Source organism: Streptomyces sp. NPDC005866 (assembly GCF_040629895.1).
Lineage (GTDB): Bacteria > Actinomycetota > Actinomycetes > Streptomycetales > Streptomycetaceae > Streptomyces.
On the sequence record NZ_JBEXWP010000038.1, the window covers coordinates 1 to 23,594 of the forward strand.

The 23,594-nt window shown below is 71.2% G+C and carries 14 protein-coding genes; 5 read left to right on the forward strand and 9 right to left on the reverse strand.

All coding sequences use genetic code 11. From position 1 onward, the window contains the following. Positions 1-117: 117 nt before the first annotated feature. The 3 genes from ABZ396_RS37410 to ABZ396_RS37420 all read left to right on the forward strand — a co-directional run bounded on the left by ABZ396_RS37410 (position 118) and on the right by ABZ396_RS37420 (position 5,244). On the forward strand, positions 118-1,398 hold the full coding sequence (locus tag ABZ396_RS37410; RefSeq protein WP_358925920.1) for a ribonuclease D: 1,281 nt from the start codon (positions 118-120) through the stop codon (positions 1,396-1,398). A 502-nt stretch (positions 1,399-1,900) separates the two neighbouring features. Further along, positions 1,901-3,118, forward strand: a complete 1,218-nt coding sequence (locus ABZ396_RS37415; protein WP_358924675.1) for an acetyl-CoA C-acyltransferase — start codon at positions 1,901-1,903, stop codon at positions 3,116-3,118. Continuing rightward, entirely contained in the window at positions 3,115-5,244 is a 2,130-nt protein-coding gene (locus ABZ396_RS37420; RefSeq protein WP_358924677.1) for a 3-hydroxyacyl-CoA dehydrogenase NAD-binding domain-containing protein, read from the forward strand. Before ABZ396_RS37415 ends, ABZ396_RS37420 begins: the two co-directional genes overlap by 4 nt. Positions 5,245-5,309: 65 nt before the next feature. Here ABZ396_RS37420 and ABZ396_RS37425 read toward each other — a convergent pair whose 3' ends face one another. The 5 genes from ABZ396_RS37425 to galE form a co-directional block, all read right to left on the reverse strand. Further along, on the reverse strand, positions 5,310-9,812 hold the full coding sequence (locus ABZ396_RS37425) for a glycosyltransferase (RefSeq protein WP_358924679.1): 4,503 nt from the start codon (positions 9,810-9,812) through the stop codon (positions 5,310-5,312). Continuing rightward, on the reverse strand, positions 9,812-11,044 hold the full coding sequence (locus ABZ396_RS37430; protein WP_358924681.1) for a CDP-alcohol phosphatidyltransferase family protein: 1,233 nt from the start codon (positions 11,042-11,044) through the stop codon (positions 9,812-9,814). The genes ABZ396_RS37425 and ABZ396_RS37430 overlap by 1 nt, the downstream gene beginning before the upstream one ends. 262 nt (positions 11,045-11,306) lie before the next feature. Further along, positions 11,307-12,878: a hypothetical protein gene (locus ABZ396_RS37435; protein ID WP_358924682.1), complete on the reverse strand. Its 1,572-nt coding sequence runs from the start codon at positions 12,876-12,878 to the stop codon at positions 11,307-11,309. A 37-nt stretch (positions 12,879-12,915) separates the two neighbouring features. Beyond that, positions 12,916-14,010, reverse strand: a complete 1,095-nt coding sequence (locus ABZ396_RS37440) for a hypothetical protein (protein WP_358924683.1) — start codon at positions 14,008-14,010, stop codon at positions 12,916-12,918. Beyond that, positions 14,010-14,996 carry a UDP-glucose 4-epimerase GalE gene (gene galE / locus ABZ396_RS37445; RefSeq protein WP_358924685.1) on the reverse strand — a complete coding sequence of 329 codons (987 nt, stop codon included), beginning with the start codon at positions 14,994-14,996 and terminating at the stop codon, positions 14,010-14,012. The genes ABZ396_RS37440 and galE overlap by 1 nt, the downstream gene beginning before the upstream one ends. A gap of 182 nt (positions 14,997-15,178) precedes the next feature. Here galE and ABZ396_RS37450 point away from each other — a divergent pair, with 182 nt between their 5' ends. Then, complete coding sequence (locus tag ABZ396_RS37450; RefSeq protein WP_358924686.1) at positions 15,179-16,282, forward strand: LCP family protein; 1,104 nt, start codon at positions 15,179-15,181, stop codon at positions 16,280-16,282. 7 nt (positions 16,283-16,289) lie between these two features. Here the strand turns inward: ABZ396_RS37450 and ABZ396_RS37455 are convergent, their stop codons facing one another. Continuing rightward, positions 16,290-17,306 (reverse strand): hypothetical protein, encoded by a 1,017-nt coding sequence (locus tag ABZ396_RS37455; protein ID WP_358924687.1) that lies wholly within the window; start codon positions 17,304-17,306, stop codon positions 16,290-16,292. Positions 17,307-17,370: 64 nt separating this feature from the next. Here ABZ396_RS37455 and ABZ396_RS37460 point away from each other — a divergent pair, with 64 nt between their 5' ends. After that, the gene (locus ABZ396_RS37460; RefSeq protein WP_358924689.1) at positions 17,371-17,742 is read left to right on the forward strand and encodes an NTP pyrophosphohydrolase; all 372 of its coding nucleotides are present in this window, start codon (positions 17,371-17,373) and stop codon (positions 17,740-17,742) included. A gap of 290 nt (positions 17,743-18,032) precedes the next feature. Here the strand turns inward: ABZ396_RS37460 and ABZ396_RS37465 are convergent, their stop codons facing one another. The 3 genes from ABZ396_RS37465 to dxs all read right to left on the reverse strand — a co-directional run bounded on the left by ABZ396_RS37465 (position 18,033) and on the right by dxs (position 23,374). Continuing rightward, positions 18,033-19,481, reverse strand: a complete 1,449-nt coding sequence (locus tag ABZ396_RS37465) for a glycosyltransferase family 39 protein (protein WP_358924690.1) — start codon at positions 19,479-19,481, stop codon at positions 18,033-18,035. Between the two features lie 72 nt (positions 19,482-19,553). Further along, positions 19,554-21,050: an amino acid permease gene (locus ABZ396_RS37470; RefSeq protein ID WP_358924691.1), complete on the reverse strand. Its 1,497-nt coding sequence runs from the start codon at positions 21,048-21,050 to the stop codon at positions 19,554-19,556. Positions 21,051-21,457: 407 nt separating this feature from the next. Next, positions 21,458-23,374 (reverse strand): 1-deoxy-D-xylulose-5-phosphate synthase, encoded by a 1,917-nt coding sequence (gene dxs / locus ABZ396_RS37475; protein ID WP_358924692.1) that lies wholly within the window; start codon positions 23,372-23,374, stop codon positions 21,458-21,460. Positions 23,375-23,594 lie beyond the last annotated feature (220 nt).

A 23,594-nucleotide genomic window follows, 5' to 3' on the forward strand; every position in this document is an offset into this window, starting at 1 on the left:
ATCGCGATCGCGGCGGTCGCACTGGCGGTCACGCTGTGCGGGCGAGCTGTGGAGTCCGTCCTCAACCCCAGGCTGGGACGTCGACGGGCGCCGTCCACACACAGATACCCTTGACATGTGACCGACGCCCAAGAGACCGCAGCAGACAGTTCACTGCGCACCACCGGGGGTACTCCTCCGGACGACGCCGGATCTTCTCTGACGGGGGCGCCGATCCCTTTGCTGGAGCCGCGTGAGGGCATTCCGCCCGTGGTCGTGGACGAGGCCGCGCTCGCCCGCGTGATCGCCGCGTTCGCCGCCGGCTCCGGTCCCGTCGCCGTCGACGCCGAGCGCGCGTCCGGCTACCGCTACGGGCAGCGCGCCTACCTCGTCCAGCTGCGCCGCGAGGGCGCCGGGACCGCGCTGATCGACCCCGTCGCGTGTCCCGATCTGGCCGGCCTCGGCGAAGCGCTGGCCGGCGTCGAGTGGGTGCTGCACGCGGCCACCCAGGATCTGCCCTGCCTGCGCGAGATAGGCATGGTGCCCAGCAGCCTGTTCGACACCGAGCTCGCCGGGCGGCTCGCCGGGTTCCCGCGGGTCGGGCTCGGCGCGATGGTCGAGAGCGTCCTCGGCTTCGTCCTCGAAAAGGGCCACTCCGCCGTCGACTGGTCGACCCGGCCGCTGCCCGAACCGTGGCTGCGGTACGCGGCGCTCGATGTCGAACTGCTCGTCGACCTGCGCGACGCGCTGGAGAAGGAGCTGGACCGGCAGGGGAAGCTGGAGTGGGCGCGACAGGAGTTCGACGCGATCGCGGCCGCGCCGCCGGCCGAGCCGAGAAAGGATCCCTGGCGCCGGACGTCGGGCATGCACAAGGTGCGGCGGCGCCGGCAGTTGGGCGTGGTGCGGGAGCTGTGGCAGACGCGGGACCTGATCGCGCAGAAGCGGGATGTGTCGCCCGGCAAGGTGCTCAGTGACGCGGCGATCGTGGAGGCCGCGCTCGCACTGCCGGCGAACGTGCACGCCCTGGCGGGGCTGAACGGCTTCGGGCACCGGATGGGGCGGCGGCAGCTGGAGCAGTGGCAGGCGGCGGTGGACCGGGCCAAGGCGCTGCCTGACGCCGCGCTGCCGCTGCCGGGCCAGCCGGTGACGGGACCGCCGCCGCCACGGGCGTGGGCCGACAAGGATCCCGCCGCGGCGGCGCGGTTGTCCGCGGCACGGACCGCGGTGTCGGCGCTGGCCGAGCAGCTCAATATGCCGCAGGAGAACTTGATCACGCCGGACACGGTGCGCAGGCTCTGCTGGGAGCCGCCGAAGGTCGTGGACGCCGAGTCGGTGGGGGCGGCCCTGGCGGGGTACGGCGCGCGACCGTGGCAGGTAGAGCAGGTGACGGGGGCGTTGGTGACGGCGCTGTCCGCCTAGGGCCTGTGCGAAAGTCCCGTCGTCCGCCCGGAGGGCGGGCCCCGCGGCGTCCGGTGCGTGCTCTGGGGGTCCCCCCGGCCGGAGGCTGGGGGAGTGCCGGGTGCAAGCTTTCGTACTGGACGTACTTGGGTTTGTGCCCGGTGCGGCGAGAGTGCGTGCCGGGCGTCGCGGGGCAGGCGGGACTTTCCCAACAGGCCTAAGCCGGTCCGCCCAGGCCGCTTCTCCGGGTCACCGGGGAGCAGCGAGGCGCCATGCGGAGGGTGCCTCGACCGGATGCGCGGGCGCCTCGGGCCAGGTCGGCTGCGGGTGGGCTGTGGCTGGTCGCGCGGTTCGGCGCGCCCCGCGGTCATGAAGGGCGCTCCCGCGGCCGGCGCTTTTCATGTGACCTTCGCCGCTCCCGCCGTCAGGGGTGTGCAGTCACGTTACTCATAAGTAGCATGGGCTGAGCGCGCGCTCAGCGCATCGCAGCAGTGCCATCCCGCACCCTGGAGGAGAGCCAATCGTGCCTCGTACCGTCAGGGACGTCGTGTTTGTCGACGGCGTCCGCACCCCGTTCGGCAAGGCGGGCCCGAAGGGCATCTACCACGAGACCCGTGCCGACGATCTCGTCGTGAAGGCGATCCGGGAGCTGCTGCGCCGCAACCCGGGTCTGGACACCAAGAAGATCGACGAGGTCGCCATCGCCGCGACCACCCAGATCGGTGACCAGGGTCTGACCATCGGCCGTACCGCGGGCATTCTCGCGGGCCTGCCGACCTCCGTGCCCGGCTACTCCATCGACCGGATGTGCGCCGGCGCCCTGACGGCCGTCACCACGGTCGCCGGTTCCGTCGCCTTCGGCGCGTACGACGTCGCCATCGCCGGCGGTGTCGAGCACATGGGCCGCCACCCGATGGGCGAGGGCGTGGACCCGAACCCTCGGTTCGTCAGCGAGAAGCTGGTCGACGAGTCGGCGCTGTTCATGGGCATGACCGCCGAGAACCTGCACGACCGCTACCCGCAGATCACCAAGCTGCGCGCCGACGAGTACGCGGTGCGCTCGCAGGAGAAGGCCGCCAAGGCGTACGCCAACGGCAAGATCCAGGCCGACCTGGTGCCGATCTCGGTGCGCCGGACGAACCCCGAGGGCGGCGAGACCGGCTGGGGTCTGGTCACCGCCGACGAGCCGATGCGGCCGGGGACCACCCTGGAGAACCTGTCGGGTCTGAAGACGCCGTTCCGCGTCCACGGGCGGGTCACCGCCGGTAACGCGGCCGGTCTGAACGACGGCGCCACCGCCTCGATCATCGCGAGCGAGGACTTCGCCCGCGAGAACAACCTGCCGGTCAAGATGCGTCTGGTCGCCTACTCCTTCGCGGGCGTCGAGCCGGAGGTCATGGGCTACGGCCCGATCCCGGCCACGGAGAAGGCGCTCGCCCAGGCGGGGCTGAGCATCTCCGACATCGGTCTGTTCGAGATCAACGAGGCCTTCGCCGTCCAGGTGCTGGCCTTCCTCGACCACTACGGCATCGCCGACGACGACGAGCGCGTCAACCAGTACGGCGGCGCGATCGCCTTCGGTCACCCGCTGGCCTCCTCGGGTGTGCGTCTGATGACGCAGCTGGCCCGTCAGTTCGAGGAACAGCCGAACGTCCGCTACGGCCTGACCACCATGTGCGTCGGCTTCGGCATGGGCGCGACGGTCATCTGGGAGAACCCGCACTTCGAGGGGGACAAGTGAGCACCACCGCCGAGCTTCTGAAGCAGGCTTCGGACCTGTTCCCCGACGAGGTCGTGACGTCGGCGCACGTACGCCACTTCGACCTGCCGTCCGGGGCCGGCCGCTTCGCGCTGATCACCCTGGACAACGGCCTGGACCACACCAAGCCGACCACCTTCGGCCCGGCCTCGCTCGCGAACCTCAACACCGCGATCGACCAGGTGGAGAAGGAGGCCGCCGACGGCGAGATCGTCGGTGTCGGCATCACCGGCAAGCCGTTCATCTTCGCGGTCGGCGCGGACCTCAAGGGCGTCGAGCTGCTCAAGGAGCACGAGCACGCGCTCGCCATCGGCAAGGGCGGCCACGAGGTCTTCAAGCGCCTCGCCGGCCTCGCGGTGCCGACCTTCACGTACTACAACGGCGCCGCGATGGGCGGTGGCGTCGAGGTCGGTCTGCACTGCACGTACCGCACCGTCTCCAAGGCCATCCCGGCCTTCTCCCTGCCCGAGGTCTTCCTCGGTCTGGTGCCCGGCTGGGGCGGCTGCACGCTGCTGCCGAACCTGATCGGCGCCGAGAAGGCCGTCTCGGTCGTCATCGAGAACAGCCTCAACCAGAACAAGCAGCTCAAGGGACAGCAGGTCTTCGACCTGGGCATCGCCGACGCCATCTTCGAGGGCGCCGACTTCCTCGAGCAGTCGCTGATCTGGACCGCCCAGGTCCTCAAGGGCGACATCGAGGTCGAGCGTCCGGTGATCGACCGCGGCGAGGCCTGGGACCAGGCCGTCGCCAAGGGCCGCTTCATCGCCGACGGCAAGGTGCACGGCGCGGCTCCGGCCGCCTACCGCGCCCTGGACATCATCGCCGCCGCCAAGAACGGCGACCTCCAGCAGGGTTACGACGCCGAGGACCAGGCCCTCGCCGACCTGATCATGGGCGGTGAACTGCGCGCCGGAATCTACGCGTTCAACCTGGTGCAGAAGCGCGGCAAGCGCCCCGCCGGTGCTCCGGACAAGAACCTGGCGCGTTCGGTCACCAAGGTCGGTGTCGTCGGCGCCGGTCTGATGGCCTCGCAGCTCGCGCTGCTCTTCCTGCGCCGCCTTGAGGTGCCGGTCGTGCTGACCGACATCGACCAGGAACGCGTCGACAAGGGTGTGGGCTATGTCCACGCCGAGATCGGGAAGCTGCTCGGCAAGGGCCGTATCAACCAGGACAAGGCCAACCGGCTGAAGGCCCTGGTCACCGGTGTGCTGGACAAGGCCGAGGGCTTCTCCGACGCGGACTTCGTCATCGAGGCCGTGTTCGAGGAGATCGGCGTCAAGCAGCAGGTGTTCGCGGAGGTCGAGGCGGTCGCTCCGGCGCACGCGATCCTCGCCACCAACACCTCCTCGCTGTCGGTGACGGAGATGGCGTCGAAGCTCAAGAACCCCGAGCGGGTCGTGGGCTTCCACTTCTTCAACCCGGTCGCGATCCTTCCGCTCCTGGAGATCGTGCGCGGCGAGCAGACCGACGACGCGTCGCTGGCCACCGCGTTCGCCGTCGCCAAGAAGCTGAAGAAGACGGCGGTTCTGGTGAAGGACGCCCCGGCGTTCGTCGTGAACCGCATCCTCACCCGCTTCATGGGCGAGATCCAGAACGTCATCGACGAGGGCACCCCGGTCGAGGTCGCCGAGAAGGCCGTGGAGCCGCTCGGTCTGCCTATGTCTCCGCTGGTGCTTCTCGAACTGGTCGGTCCTGCCATCGGCCTGCATGTCTCGGAGACCCTCAACCGGGCCTTCCCTGACCGCTTCACGGTCTCGTCGAACCTTGCCGCCGTCGTCAAGGCGGGCAAGCGCGGCTTCTACGTGTACGACAGCGGGAAGCCCGAGCTGGACCCGGAGGTCGCCGCGCTGCTGAAGCAGGGCGACTCCGTCCTCACCGAGGAGCAGGTCCGCGAGCGCGTCCTGGACGCCGTCGCCCAGGAGATCGGGCTCATGCTCGACGAGGGTGTCGTCGCCGAGGCGCAGGACATCGACCTCTGCCTGATCACGGGCGCCGGCTGGCCCTTCCACCTGGGCGGCATCACGCCGTACCTGGACCGCGAGGGTGTCTCGGACCGTGTGAACGGCAAGAAGTTCCTGGCCCCGGGCGTGGCCTCGGTCCCGGCGTAACGGCCAACGGCCGAAGGGGGGCCTCCGCGGTACGCGGAGGCCCCCTTTCGCATGCCGTTTGAAGGTCAGGCCGCGTCGATCCACTCGGCGACGGTGGGCAGCGGGGCCGGGAGGGCGCCGATCGGGGCGTCGGGGGCGAGTTCGGCGGCGGAGGCGGTACCGAGGGCGTCGATGGCCTCGAAGACGCGCTCGCAGTTGCCGCCGCCGCGGTGCACGAAGAACTCCTCGACGCGTGCCCGGTGTTCGGGCTGGACGGTGAAGTCTCGGCCGATGGCGGCGATGATCTCGTCGACGGCCTGGTCGACGGTCCGGCAGACCGGGCCGAACCCGTCCTCGGCGAGGTTGAAGTAGCCGCGCTTGTAGTGCCGCCCGTAGAAGTCCTCCTCGTCGAAGGGGACGTAGACCAGCGGGATGCCCATGTAGGCCACGTCGAAGAAGACCGAGGAGTAGTCGGTGACCATCAGCGAGCACTCCTTCATCGCCTGCTGCACATTGCGGGTGTGCGGGTCGGCGACGTGGATGGACGGCGAGGAGAACTGGAAGGTGTGCAGGTAGGGGCGGATCTCGTAGTGCGGGAAGAACTCGAGGTCCACGCCGAAGTGGTCGAGGGCGCGGCCGAGGCGGGGGTCGGAGAGCAGGGTCCGGTAGAAGCGGTAGTACTCCGACTGGGTGAAGCTGGTCTTCGCCGGTCCGGAGGACTTCTGGTAGGAGGCGGTGACGATCCACTGCCGCCAGGTCGGCATCAGCAGTATGCGCGGCTTGTCCCGCCGTTCGCGCTGAAGGGCGTCGAAGCGCGGGAAGCCGACCGGCTGGGCGCGGTCGCCGTAACCGGCCTCCAGGGCCATGAAGTCACGCTCCTGACGGCCGGCGGTGACCAGCAGGTCGTAGCTCGCGATGCGCTGGTCCGCGCCGGAGGTCACGTCGTTGTAGGTGACGCCGTGCTGGAGGAAGACCCGCTGGTACTTGACCAGTTCGCCGAAGCGGTGCAGGAAGAGCGCCTTCTTGTAGCCCTCGGGGACGAGGTAGGACTCGGAGTCGTAGGAGCCGATGAGCTTGGTCGCGTGCAGCAGATACACGCGGTGTTTGAAGGAGCCCAGCTTCAGGACGTTCCCGTAGGGCGCGACCTTGGCGTGGTCGGCGGAGGCCGTGTCGATGACGTAGTACACCTTGCGGCGCTTGCGGTAGATCCGGGCCCACTTGAAGAAGTGGTACGAGTTGTCCTGCGCGGTGTCGGAGCGCTCGCCGACCAGCCAGATCTCCTTGCCGTTGAGGAAGGGATAGGTCAGCCAGTAGCCGAGGCGCATACGCCAGCCGGGGTTGCGGGTACGCAGGATGCGCAGCTCGCGGCCGGTCCGCCACATCGCGTGCCTGAGGCGGGCCGTGCGGCTGGGGGCGACCAGGCGCAGGTGCAGGGCGTCCTGGGCGCCGATGGTCAGCATGTAGGGGAGGCGACCGACCTTGCCGGGGCCCTTGAGGCGGTGCAGGGCGAGGCGGGCCTTCATGACGACGTTGCGGTGGCGGGTGCCGTCCGTGCGGTGCACGCGCAGCCGGAAGTCGCCGACGCCGAAGCCGGTCTCGGCGAGCCTGGTGGCGGGGATCTCCGCGTACCAGCCGGCGTACAGGTCCCGGCCGTTTCGCGCGTTGTACAGGTCGCGGCGGTAGACCTGGGTCAGCGGGACGGTGACCTTGGTGTCGCGGACCTGGTAGACGAGTTCGAGGCGGTTGCCCATCGGGCCGCCGAGGTCCAGGCCGGGGAAGGCCATGCAGCCCTCCAGGACCAGCACGCCGTCACGGGTGCGGACGCTCTCCACCACCACGTTGGGGTCCCTGACCCGGGCCGCGCCGCTGTGCAGGTGGCCGCCGGGGAAGGTGCGGTAGAAGCCGTCGTCGTCGAGCTCCACGACCGGCGGGGCGGCGGCGAGGGCCGATTCGGGGTCGGCGAACAGCGGGAAGTTCCCGGTTCGGGCCGCGTAGTGGTCGACCTGCTGGGCGGGGCTGGTGACGAACTCGGTGATGACGTCGTCGGGGATCTGCGCGTAGTGCCAGTGGATGTCCGGGAACATCTCGGCGAGCTGCGTACGGCCCATCACGTTCCGGGCGTTGCACAGGAAGCCCTTGTAGGTGCGGGTGGCGTAGCGCTGGAACATACGGCGGATCTCGGGGCGTTCCTCGCTGCTGTAGTGCAGGAGGAAGTGGTTGAGGCGCAGGTGGTCCCGGTAGTTGGCGGGCTTGCTCCACAGGGAGTCCATGATGGACGAGCCGTCGGGACGGCCCCGGTACCAGTAGACGGGCCGGTCCACGATGCTCAGCGAGCCCGCACGGAGCATCGCGGGCAGGGTCAGCCAGGCGTCCTCGAAGTGCACGCCCTCGCCGAAGCGCAGGCCGAGCCGGCGCAGCAGAGCCGTGCTGAAGAGCTTGTTGCAGGCCGAGCCGCTGAAGATCATGTCTGGGATCTCGGCGAAGTCCGTGATCAGCCGGTCGCCCTGGCCGAAGTAGTCCTTCCACGGGCCGTAGGGCCGGTCGGGGAAGTTGACGAGGTCGCCCATGACGACCTCGGAGCCGTCGCGGTGGGCGGCTTCGAGCATCGCGGCGAGGGCGTCCTCGCCGAGGATGTCGTCGGAGTCGAGGAAGGTGACGTACGGCGCGACGACCTGGTCCAGGCCGGTGTTGCGGGCGTTGCCGAGACCGCCGTTGCGCTGGTGGACGACGGTGACGTTGGCGTAGTGGCCGGCGAACCGTTCCAGCATCTGGGGCGTCTCGTCGGTGGCGCCGTCGTCGACCAGGATGACCTGGGTCTGGGCGAAGCCGCGCTGGGCGGCGAGGGAACCGAGGCAGTCGTCCAGGTACTTGGCCACGTTGTAGCAGGGCACGACGACGGCGAGTTGGTAGGGGGCGGTCAGCTGCCGGATCGGCGGGTGGATGCGGTCGCGCCACCACATCCAGGGGGCGTTCGGGTCGTTCTGGTCGGTCTCGAAGGTACGCCGGCCCACCGTCGCGGAGCGGAAGGCGAGGTTGCCGCTGACGGTGCGGTAGCCCTCGTACTCCTCGCCGTCCCGGTCGAAGCGGAGGCCGTCGAGGGTGGTGTCGCGGACGTTCAGCGCGGAGCGGGAGCGGCTGCGCTTCCATTCCACGATGACCGAGACGTTCCACACCGTGCTGTCGGCGAGGTCGTCGCCGAGCAGCTTCGCCAGGTCGGCGCTGCCCTCGAAGGTCACAAGGCGTTCGTCGACCGAGACCGCAGGGACCGGGACGACCACGTCCTTCTTGGTGTGCCGGTTACGGACGGCGAGGGAGAGGGAGACCGGGTCGCCGGAAGCGATCCGGCCGAAGCGGTTGACCAGTTCGCCGGTGTACGACAGCTCGGTGCGCGCCACGCGCCAGCTGGTGAGCTGGGCGAACAGCGGGAGCTGGGTGACCGGGGCGGCGGCCAGGCCCAGTTCGGTGACGTCCAGCATGCGGCGGGCGTCCGGCAGGTGCAGATGGTCGGCCGACCAGTAGACCCGGCCGTCCTCCTCGACGAGGTGGGAGGAGAAGACGCTCTTGCGCTGGGTGTAGTCCAGCGTGGTGAGGGCGGCCTCGATCTCCTCGTACATCAGGAAGTAGGCGCGCACCCGGTCGACCGGGCCGCACAGCTCGAAGGCCTCCTCGCTCAGGGAGAACAGGTACGAGCTGACGATGTCGGCGAAGCGCTGCTGGAACTCGGCGTCGCCCTCGGATAGGGCGCGCATGTACAGGCGCAGGTCGTGGGCGAGGAACTTGGCGTCCTTGCGCACCTTCAGCTGCCACAGCCCGCGCTCCAGCAGGAACTGGTCGGTGGCCCGGTGCACCGCGATCCGGTCGGTGATGCTGCGCAGTTCACCCGTGCGGCCGGTGATGGAGGTGCCGTCCGGCTCCCACATCCAGCGGTAGACGGGCTCGGTGACGACGGTGATGCCCCGGGCGAGGCAGCCGGCGACGGTGGAGAAGTAGGTGTCCTCGTAGAACACGCCCTCGGGGAACCAGACGCCGCAGGAGCGCAGGAACTCCACGCTGTAGAGCTTGGCGGCGGCGATCGGGTCGGAGAGCAGCGGCGGGAACTCCTCCAGACCGGAGACCGTACGGCCCATCGCGTAGACCTCGGGCGCCCAGGGCTCGGTGTCGCCGGTGGCCCGGTTGACGCGGACAGCCTTGCCGGCGGTGATGTCGCTGCCGGTCTCCAGGGCGCTGGCGACCAGCCGTTCGCAGGCGCGGGGCGGGAGTTCGTCGTCCGCGTCCAGGAACATCACCCAGCGGCCCTCGGCCTGGGCGATGCCCCAGTTGCGCGGGGCGCCGACCCCGCCGCTGTTCTCCTTGCGGCGCAGCACCCGTACCCGGGGGTTGGTCCCCGCGAAGCCGGCGACGACCTCGATGGTGCCGTCGGTGGAGGCGTCGTCGACGACGATCACCTCGACCAGTTCGTAGGTCTGGTTCAGGGCCGACTGGAGGGCCTTGCCGATCGTGGCGGCCGCGTTGTGGGCGGGGATGACCACGGTGACCCAGGAGTTGTCGCCGTCGTACCCGTGGTGCTGGTGTGCTGCGCCGGGTCTCATCAGTTGTTCTCCCAGCCCGCCGGAGCCTTGCCGGCCGCGTCCTCGCGCAGCTGTCCGACCTGGGTGAGGGGCATGGTGTCACCGTGCGGTAGGGGGATGTGCGGGAGTCCTGCGACGACGGCGTTGGGCCGCGGATACGGCCGGAAGAAGGGATCGTCCTCCGGCTCCGGGGCCCGGTAGCGCTCGTCGGCCAGCAGGGCGTCGGCCGCCGCGCGGCGGTGGCGGCCCCGGTGCAGTTGCGGGGCGATGGTGCCGGCCGCGGCGGTGTCGGGGCTGAGCTCCTCCATGACCTTGGTGAAGTCACGGGTGGAGAGCCAGAACTTGTACATGATGACGAGTTCGAAGAGCAGCAGCAGGCCGGCCGAGACGGCGGTGGTCACAAGGATCTGGCCGATCAGTGGGCCCACGATGAAGACGAACATCTGGAACTCGATGCCGCTGATGAGGTGCGGGCGCACCCGGGTGCGCAGCATGGCCCGCCGGATCCGGGTGTACCAGGGGAACTGGCCACGGAACTGCTCGTGCAGGTCGACGACGTTGCCTGCGCCGGCCTCGGCGCGGAGGGTCTCCGCGGCGGTGTGGGGGTTGTCGCGCAGCAGGTCCTCCATGAAGACGACCTGCGAGCCGTCCGAGGCCTCCCGTTCCGCCCCGGAGGAACGTTCCTGCTCGACCTGGACCTCCGCCTCGGCAAGGGCCCGGGTGATCTCCTCCGCGCGGGTCCGCGTCACCTTCTCGATCTTGGTCCGCATCGACATGCGCATCTTGTAGATCTGGAGCGCGTCCACGTAGCGGAGCATGTCGAGGAAGACCACGACGAGGGCGGCCACCAGGTAGCGCTCGTCGTCGTGCGGCAGGAACTGGCCGCCCATCAGGGCGAGGGCGCAGAACAGCACGCGGATGCGGTCGAAGACATAGTCCAGCCAGCCGCCGAAGACGGTGCCGTTGCCCTTGAGGCGGGCCAGCTTGCCGTCGACGCAGTCGAGGATGAAGCTCACGTGGTAGAGCAGGGCCCCGATGATCAGGGACTGCCGGTCGCCCTCCAGGAAGAACCCGCCCGCGGCCAGTCCGATGAAGAGGGCCGCCCAGGTGACCCGGTTCGGGGTGATGAAGCGGAAGCGGGCGACGACGAGCAGCAGTCGGGTGGCGACAGGGTCGACGAGGAAGACCGTCCACCAGGCGTCTCGTTTCTTGCAGGTCAGTTTTTGGACAGCCCGCAGCGAAAGCCTGGCCATAACCCCCCAGTCACCCCTTAAGCAGGACACGTCACCTGATGCGTTCACAGGTCGATCACATGAGCGACCCGAACTTTAACAATCCTTCACTTAAGTGTCGACGCGCATTGACCTGCGATTGACCGCGACGTTGATCACAAGTGACCCGTACAACCATTTGCGCTCTTCGCATCGGGGAGCCATGAGGCGGAATCAAGCCATCCGCCCGCCCTCGGACAGGGTGGGAATCCAGCCATCCACCTGGTGGTTCGACACGCCGGGCTCAGTCCCCCACCGGGCGCCAGCCGTCGAGCACGAGCCCGTCCCTGCTCTCGTCCCGGCGTGCCACCAGCAGCCGTCCACCGGGCACCCGGGTCGCCACGGCGAGCCGCCCGGCACGGCTGACGGCCGCGGCCGGAGCGCCGTACGAGGGGGCGCCGGCGTCCTGCCACCACACGCCCGTGTCGGGCCGGCCTGCGGGATGCGCGCCGAGCGAGCAGGTCCCGTCGGCGCCCCGGCCGGCCAGCACGGAGTAGCCCCAGCCCGCGAGTTCGGCACCCCGGGCCGCGGACGGCGCGCCGGAGCCGCTCTCCTGGTCGTCGAGCGGGTAGGGGCCGGGGGCACCCGGCCGCCAGAAGCAGGTCCGGCCGGTACGGGCGTCGCGGAAGAGGACCGCGCCCGGCTCGGCCGCCGGGGCCAGGCTGCCCGGGCGGGCGGCGAACTGCAGGCCGCGGTCCTCGCTCCAGGTGCCGTCCGGGCCGGGGCACCAGCGGAGCACGGCCGAGGTGTCCCGGGCCCGGGCGAACAGCTCGACCCCGCCGTGCTCGGCGGTCACTGCGACCAGGTCGTCGGAGACCCGCAGCCCGCTCAGGTGCCGCCACGGCGTCCACTCGCCGTCGGCCGACCGGCGGCGGTAGCTGACGCTGTGCCCGAAGTTGCGCACGAAGACCAGGAGATCTCCGGCGGCATCGAACGCGGCCGTGGGAAAGCCGACTTCGCGTCCCTTGCGCCAGGCGGCCGCGTTCGGACCGCCGAGCGAGTGCCAGGGGGTGAGGGGTCGTCCGGTGCGGTACTGGGCGGCGTGCACCACCTCGATGTCCACCCCGCCGTCGCCGCGCGCCGTTCTGCGCAGGCCCAGCAGATGGGGCAGCCCGTGCGGATCGCGGACCACGAGGAGACCGGGCAGCAGCCCCGGTCCCTCCAGCAGCTCCGGGCCGCGCCAGCGGCCGCCGGGCAGTTCCTCGTACCAGCGCACCACACCGGCGGCCGTGGGCCAGAACGCGGTGAGCCGGCCGTCGAAGCCGGCCGAGAGCCAGTTCACCGGCGCCGGGTGGCGCGGGGCACTGTCACCGCCCGCGCCCTGCTCGGCGCGCAGACAGTCGACGTACAACGGCCGTCCCGTCTCGGCCTGATGGGCCCGGGCCGCGGCGAGCGCCACGGCGGCGGTCTCGGCGTGCGCGTCCGGCACCCCGTAGGAGGGCACCCCGCTCGTCTCGTCCAGACCGGTGTGCACGGGGTCCGGGTCGAGGGTGTGCAGCCGTTCCGGATCGAGCGCCCGCAGTTCCTCCCGCAGGGCCGGCAGCGCGTTCTGCGGGTCGGTGTCCAGCACCCGGGGACCGCCGCGCACCCGGCAGCCCCGGCTCCCGGCCGTGGCGAGCGCCCGGTCGAGGGCCGCCCGGCCGTCCTTGGCGCCCGCCCGCAGGCAGACCACGGCGATCTCGCTGCCGGGCGCCTCCCGCTCGACCACGGCCACCGCGTCCCGGGGTTCCGGTACGACGACGGCGACCAGGTGCCCGCGGCCGTCCAGTGTGCGGCCCGCGGGCCCCGGCCCGGTCCGGCCGGACCTGCGCGTCATGCCCTCACGTCCTTCTCGTGTCTGCCCTCTCGCGCGCTCACAGCAGGCTCCAGTCGCCCAGGGTCAGCCCCGGGCCGTCGTCCTGGCGGGCCAGCGCGAGCCCGCCGTCCTCGGTCAGCGCCAGCAGCACGACCCGGCCGAGGCCGTCGCGTGCCAGCACCGGGTCGCCATGGCAGACGGCTCCGGTGTCGGTCCACCAGATACCGTTGTGCTCCTCCTCGGCGCCGCACGCGCCCAGCACGATCCGGCCCTCGGTGTCGCGGTGTGCCAGCACCGTGCAGGGGTAGCCGTCGAGGGTGGTGGCGAGCGCGGCGTGCCGTCCGTCGCCCGGGTTCCCGCCGAGCGGCACCGGCCAGGCGCCGGGGCGTACGGCGACGGCACCGCCGCCCACCGCGTCGGTGAGGTAGTAGGTGATCCGGCCCGGCGAGGTCTCAAGGCCGCACGCGGACCCGGGCAGCGGTACGACGGCCAGGTCGGGGCCCCGCTCCGGCACGGCGCCCGGGCCGGGCTGACACCAGGTCAGGGCGCCGGTGCGGGTGGGGGCGAGGAGGTGCACCTGCCCGGTGGAGGTGGCCACCGCGGCCGGGGTGTCGAGGACGGCCGCGACCTTGAGGTCCAGCCATGGCTCCCAGCGGCCCCGGGCGTCCTCGCGCCGCAGGGCCAGGCGCCCCTCCGCCGTGGCCACCAGGATGTGCAGGGCGCCCGAGGTGTCTACGACCGCCGTGGGGGTGCCCATCTGCGCGGTGCGTTCCCGCTTGGCGTGCGGGTTGCCAGCGGACCGCCACTCGCTGAGCGGGCGGCCCGCCTGGTACTGGATCGCGTGGACCAGGTCCACGGCCGGCGGCTTGTCCCCGGTGCCGCGGGCCCGGCGGCCGACGAGGTGGGCGTAGCGGTTGCGGCCCTGTGCGACGGTGAGTTCGGTCACGTTCTTCACCGGCAGCACGTCCGGGCCGAGCCAGCCGGGGCCGCCCGGGCGGGTCTCCGTCCAGCGCAGCACGGCGTCGTCGACCTGCGCGTAGGCGATGAGCCGGCCGTCGTGCCCGGTGAGCAGCCAGGGTCCGGACCGCACCGTGCGGCCTGCCCGGGCCCCGCCGGCCGCCCCGGCGAGACGGTCGCGCACGGAACCGGCCATCAGCGGCGGGCCTCCGGATGGCGCCGGCACCAGCCCGCCCAGGCCGAGGCGACCATGGCGCGGGCGTCGTGGCGGGCCGTCCAGCCCAGTTCGTCGCGGATGCGGTCGGCCGAGGCGACGACCCGCGCCGGGTCCCCGGCGCGGCGCGGGGCGCGGACCGGGGCGGCCGCCGGTCCGTAGCCGGTGACCTCGCCGATCAGCGTGATCATCTCGCGTACGGAAACCCCCTGCCCGCGGCCGATGTTGACCGTCAGGTCACTGCCGGGCTGCCGGCCGGGCAATGCACGCGCGGCGGCGAGATGGGCGGCGGCGATGTCCTCGACGTGGATGAAGTCCCGTACGCAGGTGCCGTCCGGGGTGTCGTAGTCGTCGCCGAAGATCACGGGTGCGCTCCCCTCGGTGAGCTTCTCGAAGACCATCGGGACGAGGTTGGACACACCCGTGTCCGCGAGGTGCGCGTCGGCCGCTCCGGCGACGTTGAAGTACCGCAGGCAGGCGGTGGTCATCCCGTGTGCCCGGCCCGCGGCGCGCACCAGCCACTCCCCGGCCAGCTTGGTCTCGCCGTACGGGTTGAGCGGGGCGCAGGGGGTGTCCTCCGTCACCAGGTCCACGTCGGGCATGCCGTACACGGCGGCGGAGGAGGAGAACAGGAAGTGCCGTACGCCGGTCTCCGCGGCCGCCTCCAGCAGGGTCTGCAGGCCCTGGACGTTCTCGCGGTAGTAGTGCAGCGGCCGTTCGACCGACTCCCCGACCTGTTTCTTGGCCGCGAGGTGGACCACGCCGTCGGTCCCGAGGTCGGACAGGGTGCGCCGCAGGAGGGTGCCGTCGAGCACCGAGCCCTTGACGAAGGTCACACCGTCGGGGACGCGGGCGGGGTCGCCCGTCGAGAGGTCGTCGTACACCGCGACGCGCTCGCCGGCGGCGAGCATCGCGCGGACGACATGGGCGCCGATGAAGCCGGCACCGCCTGTTATCAGCCACGTCATGGCGCGCATACTATTTCTTTGGCTGGTGTTTACAAATACATCACGGGTTGGGCATGATCGTGCGATCGTCCGCCCCTTGTGCGGTTTCGACCGGGCACCACCGGGACCGGCCTCCCCCCACCCGAGTCCTCACGCCGCAGCACCGCCCCGCCGGGGCACGACCTTTGAGGATTCGAAGCAGGATGAGTCATGTCCCGACGCCCCAGCTCAGCGACTCCGACGCGCCCTCCCGGCGGGGCGGCGGGCGAGGCCGTAAGCGCGAGCGCACCGGCGGGCGCCGAAGGGGCCGCTGGATCCTGCTCGCCCTGGCGGTCCTGGTCGTCGCCGGAGCTGGCACCGGTTACTGGCTCTACAGCGGCATCGACGGCAACATCAAGGGCGTCGACATCGACAGGGCGATCGGTGACGACCGCCCGGAGAAACTGCCCACTTCGGGACAGAACATACTGATCCTGGGCTCCGACTCACGGGCCGGCGCCAACGCGAAGCTGAACACCGGCAAGGTCTCCGGGGCCCGTTCGGACACCGCGCTGGTGATGCACATACCCGAGGGCCGCAAGAAGGCCGTCGCGGTCAGCGTCCCGCGCGACACCCTGGTGACCCGCCCGCAGTGCACCACGGCGAGCGGCTCCCGGGTCGCCTCCGCGAAGGGTGTGATGTTCAACTCCATCTACTCCCAGGTCGGTCCGGCCTGCGTGGTCAAGACGGTGGAGCAGATGTCCGGAGTCCGCATGGACCACTACGTCGAGGTCGACTTCGCCGGCTTCAAGGACCTGGTGGACGCGATAGGCGGGGTCACCGTCACCGTCGGCCAGGACATCCACGACTCCTCCAGCGGCCTCGACCTGGCCAAGGGCACCCACAAGCTGGACGGCACCGAGTCCCTGCAGTTCGTCCGCACCCGGCACGGCATCGGCGACGGCAGTGACCTCGGCCGGATCGGCCTGCAGCAGCAGTTCATGCTCGCCCTGCTCACCGAGATCCAGCGGCAGGACCTGCTGGGCAGCCCGGTCAAGGCCTACAAGATCGCCGACAAGCTGACCGCCGCGCTCACCACCGACTCCGCACTCGCCTCGCTCAGCAAGCTCGCCGAGTTCGGCCGCAGCCTGAACGGCGTCAACCCCTCCACCATGGAGACGATCATGCTCCCGGTGGCGTACGACAAGGCCGACCCGAACCGCGTGGTGGCCGCCGAGCCGCAGGCGTCCACCCTGTGGAAGGCGATCCGCGCCGACGCCACGATCCCCGATTCGGCGAAGAAGTCCCCCGCCACCGGCGGAAGCTGACCAAGCGTCAGATATCGCGCCAGGCCTCCAGCGCCAGCCCCGGTTCGTCCTCGCGGCGGGTGAGGAGGAGCTGCCCGGTGGACGGGGACAGGGTCGCCGCGGTGACGCGGCCGTCCTCGTCCGTGGTCAGGGCGACCCTCGCGTCGGCCGGGAGCGGCGGTCCTGACTCGGTCCACCAGGCCCCGGCCCGCTCGTCCTCCGTCGGATACGCGGCGAAGGCCACCCGGCCGCTCGCCGAGCGCTGGGCGAGCAGGGTGCAGTCGTACCCGTCGAGTTCGCAGCGGACCGCCGCGACCGGGCCGGGCCCGACGGAGGGCAGCAGGGTGTACGGCTTGCCGCCCGGACGCCAGGCGCAGAGGTCGCCTGCCTCGTCGCTGTAGTAGAGGGTCGTGCTCTCGGGGGAGGTGGCGAGGGCGGCGAGGGTGCCAGGACGTACCGGGGCCTCAAGCGCCTCCTGCTGCACGGGCGGCTTCCCCGCCTCCTCCTGGCGCCAGTACACGATCCCGCCGGGTACGGCCGCGTACACCTCGACCCGCCCCGACTCACCGGCCACCGCCGCGAGCCCGTCCTCGACCAGCCGGCCCTTCAGATCACGCCATGGCTCCCAGCCGCCCTTCTCCTTCTGGGCGACCATGCTCACCCCGCGTCCCCGGTTGCGGACGAAGACATGGGCACGGCCCTGCGCGTCCACCGCGACGGCCGGGGCGCCGGTGACATCGCCCTTCCTGCTCGGGTGGCCGATCGGCTGCCAGTCCAGGGCGGCCAGCCGCGGGCGGTAGTGGGTGGAGTGGACGAGGCCCGACTCGCCTTTCACGGTGGGCCGCCAGGCGACCAGGTGGGCGTATCCGTCGACGCCCCGGCCCACCGAGAAGCCGGGGTGCAGCCGCTGGTCGCCGCCCATTTTCCGGGGAGTGCCCCAGCGGCCGCCGGGGCCGCGTTCCGCCCGGCACAGCACGGCCTCGCCCGAGGGCAGATAGACACTGAGCCGGCCGTCACGGCCGCGGAGAAGCCAGTCGCCGTTCACCGCTTCACTCTAAGCCGGGCCGTTCGGGACAGTGGCCGGGGCCCTGGCGTGCGAGGCTTGGGGCATGGAAGACAAAGCTCCCCTGCTGGTGATCGTCGACGGCGCGAACGTCGTCGGGTCACGGCCGGACGGCTGGTGGCGGGACCGCAAGGGTGCCGCCGAGCGGCTGCGCGACCGGCTGGCCGAGCGGGGTCTGCCCGGCCACCCGACCCCGGTGGAACTGGTGCTCGTCGTCGAGGGCGCAGCCCGCGGGGTGGAGTCGGTGCCCGGCGTACGGGTGGAGTCGGCGCCCGGCAGCGGCGACGACCGGATCGTCGAGCTCGTCGCCGAGGACCCCGGCCGGCCCCGGCTCGTCGTCACTGCCGACCGTGAACTCCGGCGGAGGGTGACGGAGTCGGGCGCCGAGGTGATCGGCCCGAGCGCCCTGCTCCACTGAACCGGCTGCGCCGACGCCTACGGCTCCGCCGGAGCCGGGGCCACCCACGCCCGTCGCTGCGCCGAGCCGGGGCCACCCACGCCCGTCGCTGCGCCGAACCGCGGGCTCCCGCGGCCACCACACCGCCGGAGCCAGGCCACCCACGCCTGCCACTCCGCCGAACCGGCACCCACCACGCCCACCACTCCGCCAAGCCGGGCCCGACCCACGCCCACCACTCCGCCGGAGCCAGGCCCACCCACCCCCACCACTCCCCCGGATGGGCCCGCCCGGGCCCGTCGCCCCCCGGCCTACTCCCCCGGCACCCGGGCGTAGAGCACCGCCCCGTCCACCTCACCCACCTGCTCGTACCCGGCGGCGAGCAGTCGGCGCAGGCTGGGGACTCGGTCGGGGCCGTACGGCTTGCCCCGGGAGTCGTCGATCACCAGGGCCGGTGCCCGGTCGGCCAGCTCGGCGCGGAAGACCGGCCAGGTGCCCTCGACCGCGTACTTCTCGCCGACCTGCGGGCCGTCCCGGCCGCCGCTGAAGTTGGTGAGGAGGCCTGCGGTGAGATAGCGGGTGGCGGGGGTGCGGTCGGCGAGCCAGTACGTCTCCGGGTGTATGCCCCAGACCAGGACCCGGTCGCCGGGCGCAGTGCGATGGGCGAGGGCGAGCGCGAGCCGCTGGGCGTGGGCGAGTTCGGGGCGTGGGGCCAGTAGTCCCCAGGTCAGGAACAGGGCGCAGAGGCAGGCCGAGGCGCGGACGGCGGTCGGGGTCCGCTCCCTCGACAGGACTTGCAGCGCGGCCGTGGCCAGCAGTGCCAGGGGCGGGGTGAGTTGCAGGAAGTAGTGGCCGAAGAAGTGGAAGCCGAGGGTGACGGCGACCGCCGACGCGGCCAGCCACAGCCACAGGTCGGCGGCGCCGGTACGGGCGATGCGCAGGGCGCGCGCGACGGGCGGGAGCAGCCCGGCGCAGGCCGTGGCGAGGATCGCGGTGTTGGTCAACGCCCTTGCCAGAACGTGGAGTTCGGAGCCGGCGAAGGAGGCGTAGGCGCCGGAGCCGGTGACCGTCCAGAAGGCGAAGCCGGCCGGGTCGGTGAGCAGGGCCGCGCCCAGCACGGGCAGGGCGGCGCCGACCGCCAGTCTGAGCAGGCCGGCGCGCGGGCCGCCGTACCGGTTGAGCAGATAGACCACCGGCAGCAGGACCGCGCCGCCGGTCTGTTTGGTGAGTAACGCGCAGGCGACGGCGGCTCCTGCGGCGCCCCAGCGGCGGCGGTCGGCGCACCACATCGCGGCGGCCGTGCAGGGCAGTATGAACACCTCGAAGGTGGCCGCCTGCGCGTCCTCGGGGTTGAGTCCCACGGAGACCAGCAGATACAGCGCCCCGGCGGTACGTCCCGCGCGGTCGCCCCACCGGCGTCGGGCGATCGACGCGAGCAGTACGGCGGTGGCCAGCTGCGCGAGCACGGCGAGGACCCGGACCGGGGTGAGCGACCCGGACCCGAAGACCGCGAACACTCCCTCGTAAAGCCACGGCAGCAGCGGCGGCTTGCGGTCCACGACCGTCTCGTACAACCGCCCGCCCCGCGCCAGCATGCGCGCCTGTACGGCGAGAAAGCCCTCGTCCGGGTTCCACAGCGGCCGGAGGAAGGACGGCACCCTGGTGACACAGGCCAGCACGGCGAGCAGCGGCAGCAGCCGCGCCCAGTACCCCTTCCGTACGACTACGGACCGTGATGGGACGAGGGGGGCGACAAGCATGGAGAGCACGCTATCCGGCCCCGCAGTCCCATCCGGACGGGACATACGGGGCCGGAGTGGCGAGCCTGATGATTACGGAGCGTTGACGGTGGTGCGCTCCCGCTCGGCGAGGCGACTGTGCGAGCGGCCGTAGAGGAAGTAGACGACCAGGCCGATGACCATCCAGATGGCGAACCGCAGCCAGGTCTCGGCCGGCAGGTTGAGCATCAGCCACAGCGAGGCCAGCACGGACACGATCGGCAGCGCCGGCACCCACGGGGTGCGGAAGGACCGCTCCAGGTCGGGCCGGGTCCGGCGCAGGATGATCACGCTGATCGCGACGACGATGAAGGCGAAGAGCGTGCCGATGTTCACCAGTTCGGCGAGTTGGCTGAGGCTGGTGAAGCCGGCGACGATCGCGATGATGACGCCCAGCAGGATGGTGGGCCGGTACGGGGTGCGGAACTTCGGGTGGGTGTGCGAGAAGAACCGGGGCAGCAGCCCGTCCCGGCTCATGGCGAAGAACACCCGGGACTGGCCGAGCAGCAGGATCATGCACACGGTGGTCAGGCCGACGGCGGCGCCGAAGCTGATCAGGCCCGCGAACCAGGGGTGCCCGGTGGCCTTGAACGCGTCGGCGAGCGGCGCGTCCACGGACAGCGAGCTGTACTTCTGCATACCGGTCACCACGACCGCCACGGCGACGTACAGCACGGTGCAGATGATCAGGGAGCCGATGATGCCGCGCGGCACGTCCCGCTGCGGGTGGCGGGTCTCCTCGGCGGCGGTGGCGACGACGTCGAAGCCGATGAAGGCGAAGAAGACGACGGACGCAGCCGTGAAGATGCCCATCACGCCGAAGTTGGAGGGCGCCCAGCCGAACATCAGCTGGATCAGGGGGGCCTTGAGGTTGCCGCCCGCCGCCACCGGCTCCTTCGGCGGGATGAACGGGTGGTAGTTGCTGCCCTGGACGAAGAAGGCGCCCGCGATGATGACGACCAGGACGACGGCGACCTTGATGGCGACGACGACCGAGGTGACCCGGGCGGAGAGCTTCATGCCGACGACGAGGATCGCGGTGAGGGCGAGGACGAGGGCGGCGGCGAGGATGTCGAAGCCGAAGCCGTGGGCGCCGTCCCGGCCGCTGAGATACTCGGGCAGCTGCCAGCCCACGTTGTCGAGCAGCGAGTGGATGTAGCCCGACCAGCCGACGGCCACCACCGCCGTGCCCAGCGCCAGTTCCAGCACCAGGTCCCAGCCGATGATCCAGGCGGGGAACTCGCCGAGCGAGGCGTACGAGAAGGTGTACGCGGAGCCGGCCACCGGGAGGGTGGAGGCGAACTCGGCGTAGCAGAGCGCCGCGAGACCGCAGACGACGCCGGCCACGACGAAGGACAGGGCCACGGCGGGGCCGGCGGTGTTCTTCGCGGCCGTGCCGGTCAGGACGAAGATGCCGGTGCCGATGATGACACCCACGCCGAAGACCGTGAGGTCCAGGGCCGACAGCGACTTCTTGAGCGCGTGCTCCGGTTCCTCGGTGTCCTGGATGGACTGTTCGACGTTCTTGGTCCTGAAGAGCGTACTGGCCACCTGCCTACCTCCCACGTTGTCGTCCTCGACATGATCGAGAGGGCCGGGGATGCGTATGCCCCGGCAAGGGCAGGTTCACGCAAACGGGCTGGTTCCGCCACCGGTGGGGGTGGAGAAACCAGCCCATTGGGGGCGCTGTGGCCAGGGCGTCCAGGGGGTGTCGTCTGGATCAGGCCGGCAGTGAGGAACAGTTCCTCTTGACCGAGCCGAGCGGGGTCTGGTGCGTGCAACTGCAAGGCGGAGGAGGCATGGACAATCAGCCGCTGCCGCGGCGGGCGACGCGGTGGGGGCACCCCCGGCCGAAGGCTGAGGGACGCCGGCGAGTGACGACAACGCCGCTGGGGGCACCCCCTCTGGGCGAGTGCGTGCCAGGGCCCGCGACGCCGGCCTGATCCAGACGAGACCCCCTAGTCCCTCGCCGACTCCACCGAGTCCACCTCTGCCGTCGATCCGTCCAGCCGGGCCACCAGACCCGTCACCTGGCGGGCGATGTCCGGGGCCGTCAGGCCGATCTCCGTCATGACCTCGCCCCTCGACGCGTGGTCGAGGAAGCGGGGCGGGATGCCGAAGTCGCGGAGGGGGATGTCGACACCCGCATCGCGCAGGGCCTGGGCGATCGTCGCGCCGACGCCGCCGACGCGGATGTTGTCCTCGACCGTGACGACCACCCGGTGCCGCTCGGCCAGCGGAGCCATCGCCTCGTCCACGGGCTTCACCCAGCGCGGGTCCACGACGGTGGTGGAGATGCCCTGCTTGTCGAGGAGGCCGGCGATCTCCAGGCACATCGGGGCGAGCGCGCCCACCGACACCAGCAGCACGTCCGGGGTGTCGGTGCCCGGCTCGCGCAGCACGTCCATGCCGCCCACCTGGCCGACGGCGGGTACGGCGGGGCCGACGGCGCCCTTGGAGAAGCGGACCACGGTCGGCGCGTCGTCGACCTCGACGGCCTCGCGGAGCTGGGCGCGGACCTGTTCGGCGTCGCGCGGGGCGGCGAGGCGCAGACCGGGGACGACCTGGAGGATGGACATGTCCCACATGCCGTTGTGGGAGGCGCCGTCGGTGCCGGTGACGCCGGCCCGGTCCAGGACGAAGGTCACCCCGCACTTGTGCAGGGCCACGTCCATCAGCACCTGGTCGAAGGCGCGGTTGAGGAAGGTGGCGTACACGGCGAAGACCGGGTGCAGCCCGGCCGTGGCGAGGCCCGCCGCGGAGACGGCGCCGTGCTGCTCGGCGATGCCGACGTCGTAGATCCGCTCCGGGAAGGTGTCCGCGAACTTCTTCAGGCCGACCGGCTGGAGCATGGCCGCCGTGATCGCGACGATGTCCTCGCGCTCCTTGCCGAGCTTGACCATCTCGTCGCCGAAGACGGAGGTCCAGTCGGCGCCGGAGGCCTTGACCGGCAGGCCGGTGTCGGGGTGGATCGGGCCGATGCCGTGGAAGCGGTCGGCCTCGTCCTGGAGGGCGGGCTGGTAGCCGCGGCCCTTCTCGGTGAGGCAGTGCACGATCACCGGGCCGCCGAACCGCTTGGCCCGGGCGAGGGCCGACTCCAGGGCCTCGATGTCGTGGCCGTCGATCGGGCCGACGTACTTCAGGCCCAGGTCCTCGAACATGCCCTGCGGGGCGATGAAGTCCTTCAGCCCCTTCTTGGCGCCGTGCAGGGTGTCGTACAGCGGCCTCCCGACGACGGGCGTGCGCTCCAGCAGGTCCTTGCCACGGGCCAGGAAGCGCTCGTACCCGTCGGTCGTGCGCAGGGTCGCCAGGTGATTGGCGAGGCCGCCGATGGTCGGGGAGTACGACCGCTCGTTGTCGTTGACGACGATGACCAGCGGGCGGTCCTTGGCGTCGGCGATGTTGTTGAGCGCCTCCCAGGCCATACCGCCGGTGAGGGCGCCGTCACCGATGACGGCGACGACATGGCTGTCGCGTTTGAGCAGTTGGTTGCCCTTGGCGATGCCGTCGGCCCAGCCGAGGACGGTGGAGGCGTGGCTGTTCTCGATGACGTCGTGCTCGGACTCGGCCTGCGAGGGGTAGCCGGACAGGCCGCCCTTCTGCTTCAGCCTGGAGAAGTCCTGCCTGCCGGTGAGCAGCTTGTGCACATAGGACTGGTGGCCGGTGTCCCACAGCACCTTGTCCTTCGGCGAGTCGAAGACGCGGTGCAGGGCGATGGTGAGCTCGACCACGCCCAGGTTGGGACCGAGGTGTCCGCCGGTCTTGGACACCGCTTCCACGAGGAAGCTCCGGATCTCCTCTGCCAGCTGGAGCAGCTCCTCGGGGCTGAGCCGGTCCAGATCGCGCGGTCCCCTGATACGGGTCAGCAGCGGCACCCGTGCCTCCTTGCAGTTGAGCTGATCGAGCTGTTGCCGGGCTCGTCGAGTCTAATGTTCCGCCCGGGCGGCCGACGTCCGGGTTGTGGGTCATTCGTCACGCGAACGGCCGTACCCGGGGAAACGGTTGCTGAGACACAGCTGTGCCCGGTGCCTTTTCAGACACCGGGCACGTTTCCGACCCATAAGGGGCGGAGTTGTGTCATTTTGCGGCTACCGC

What these genes read in the sequence shown, in the direction of transcription:
- ABZ396_RS37425 (WP_358924679.1), bottom strand. Translation starts at nt 9,812, where the DNA reads ATGAGACCCGGCGCAGCACACCAGCACCACGGGTACGACGGCGACAAC.
- ABZ396_RS37435 (WP_358924682.1), bottom strand. Translation starts at nt 12,878, where the DNA reads ATGACGCGCAGGTCCGGCCGGACCGGGCCGGGGCCCGCGGGCCGCACA.
- ABZ396_RS37440 (WP_358924683.1), bottom strand. Translation starts at nt 14,010, where the DNA reads ATGGCCGGTTCCGTGCGCGACCGTCTCGCCGGGGCGGCCGGCGGGGCC.
- ABZ396_RS37465 (WP_358924690.1), bottom strand. Translation starts at nt 19,481, where the DNA reads ATGCTTGTCGCCCCCCTCGTCCCATCACGGTCCGTAGTCGTACGGAAG.
- ABZ396_RS37430 (WP_358924681.1), bottom strand. Translation starts at nt 11,044, where the DNA reads ATGGCCAGGCTTTCGCTGCGGGCTGTCCAAAAACTGACCTGCAAGAAA.
- ABZ396_RS37460 (WP_358924689.1), top strand. Translation starts at nt 17,371, where the DNA reads ATGGAAGACAAAGCTCCCCTGCTGGTGATCGTCGACGGCGCGAACGTC.
- ABZ396_RS37450 (WP_358924686.1), top strand. Translation starts at nt 15,179, where the DNA reads ATGAGTCATGTCCCGACGCCCCAGCTCAGCGACTCCGACGCGCCCTCC.
- galE (WP_358924685.1), bottom strand. Translation starts at nt 14,996, where the DNA reads ATGACGTGGCTGATAACAGGCGGTGCCGGCTTCATCGGCGCCCATGTC.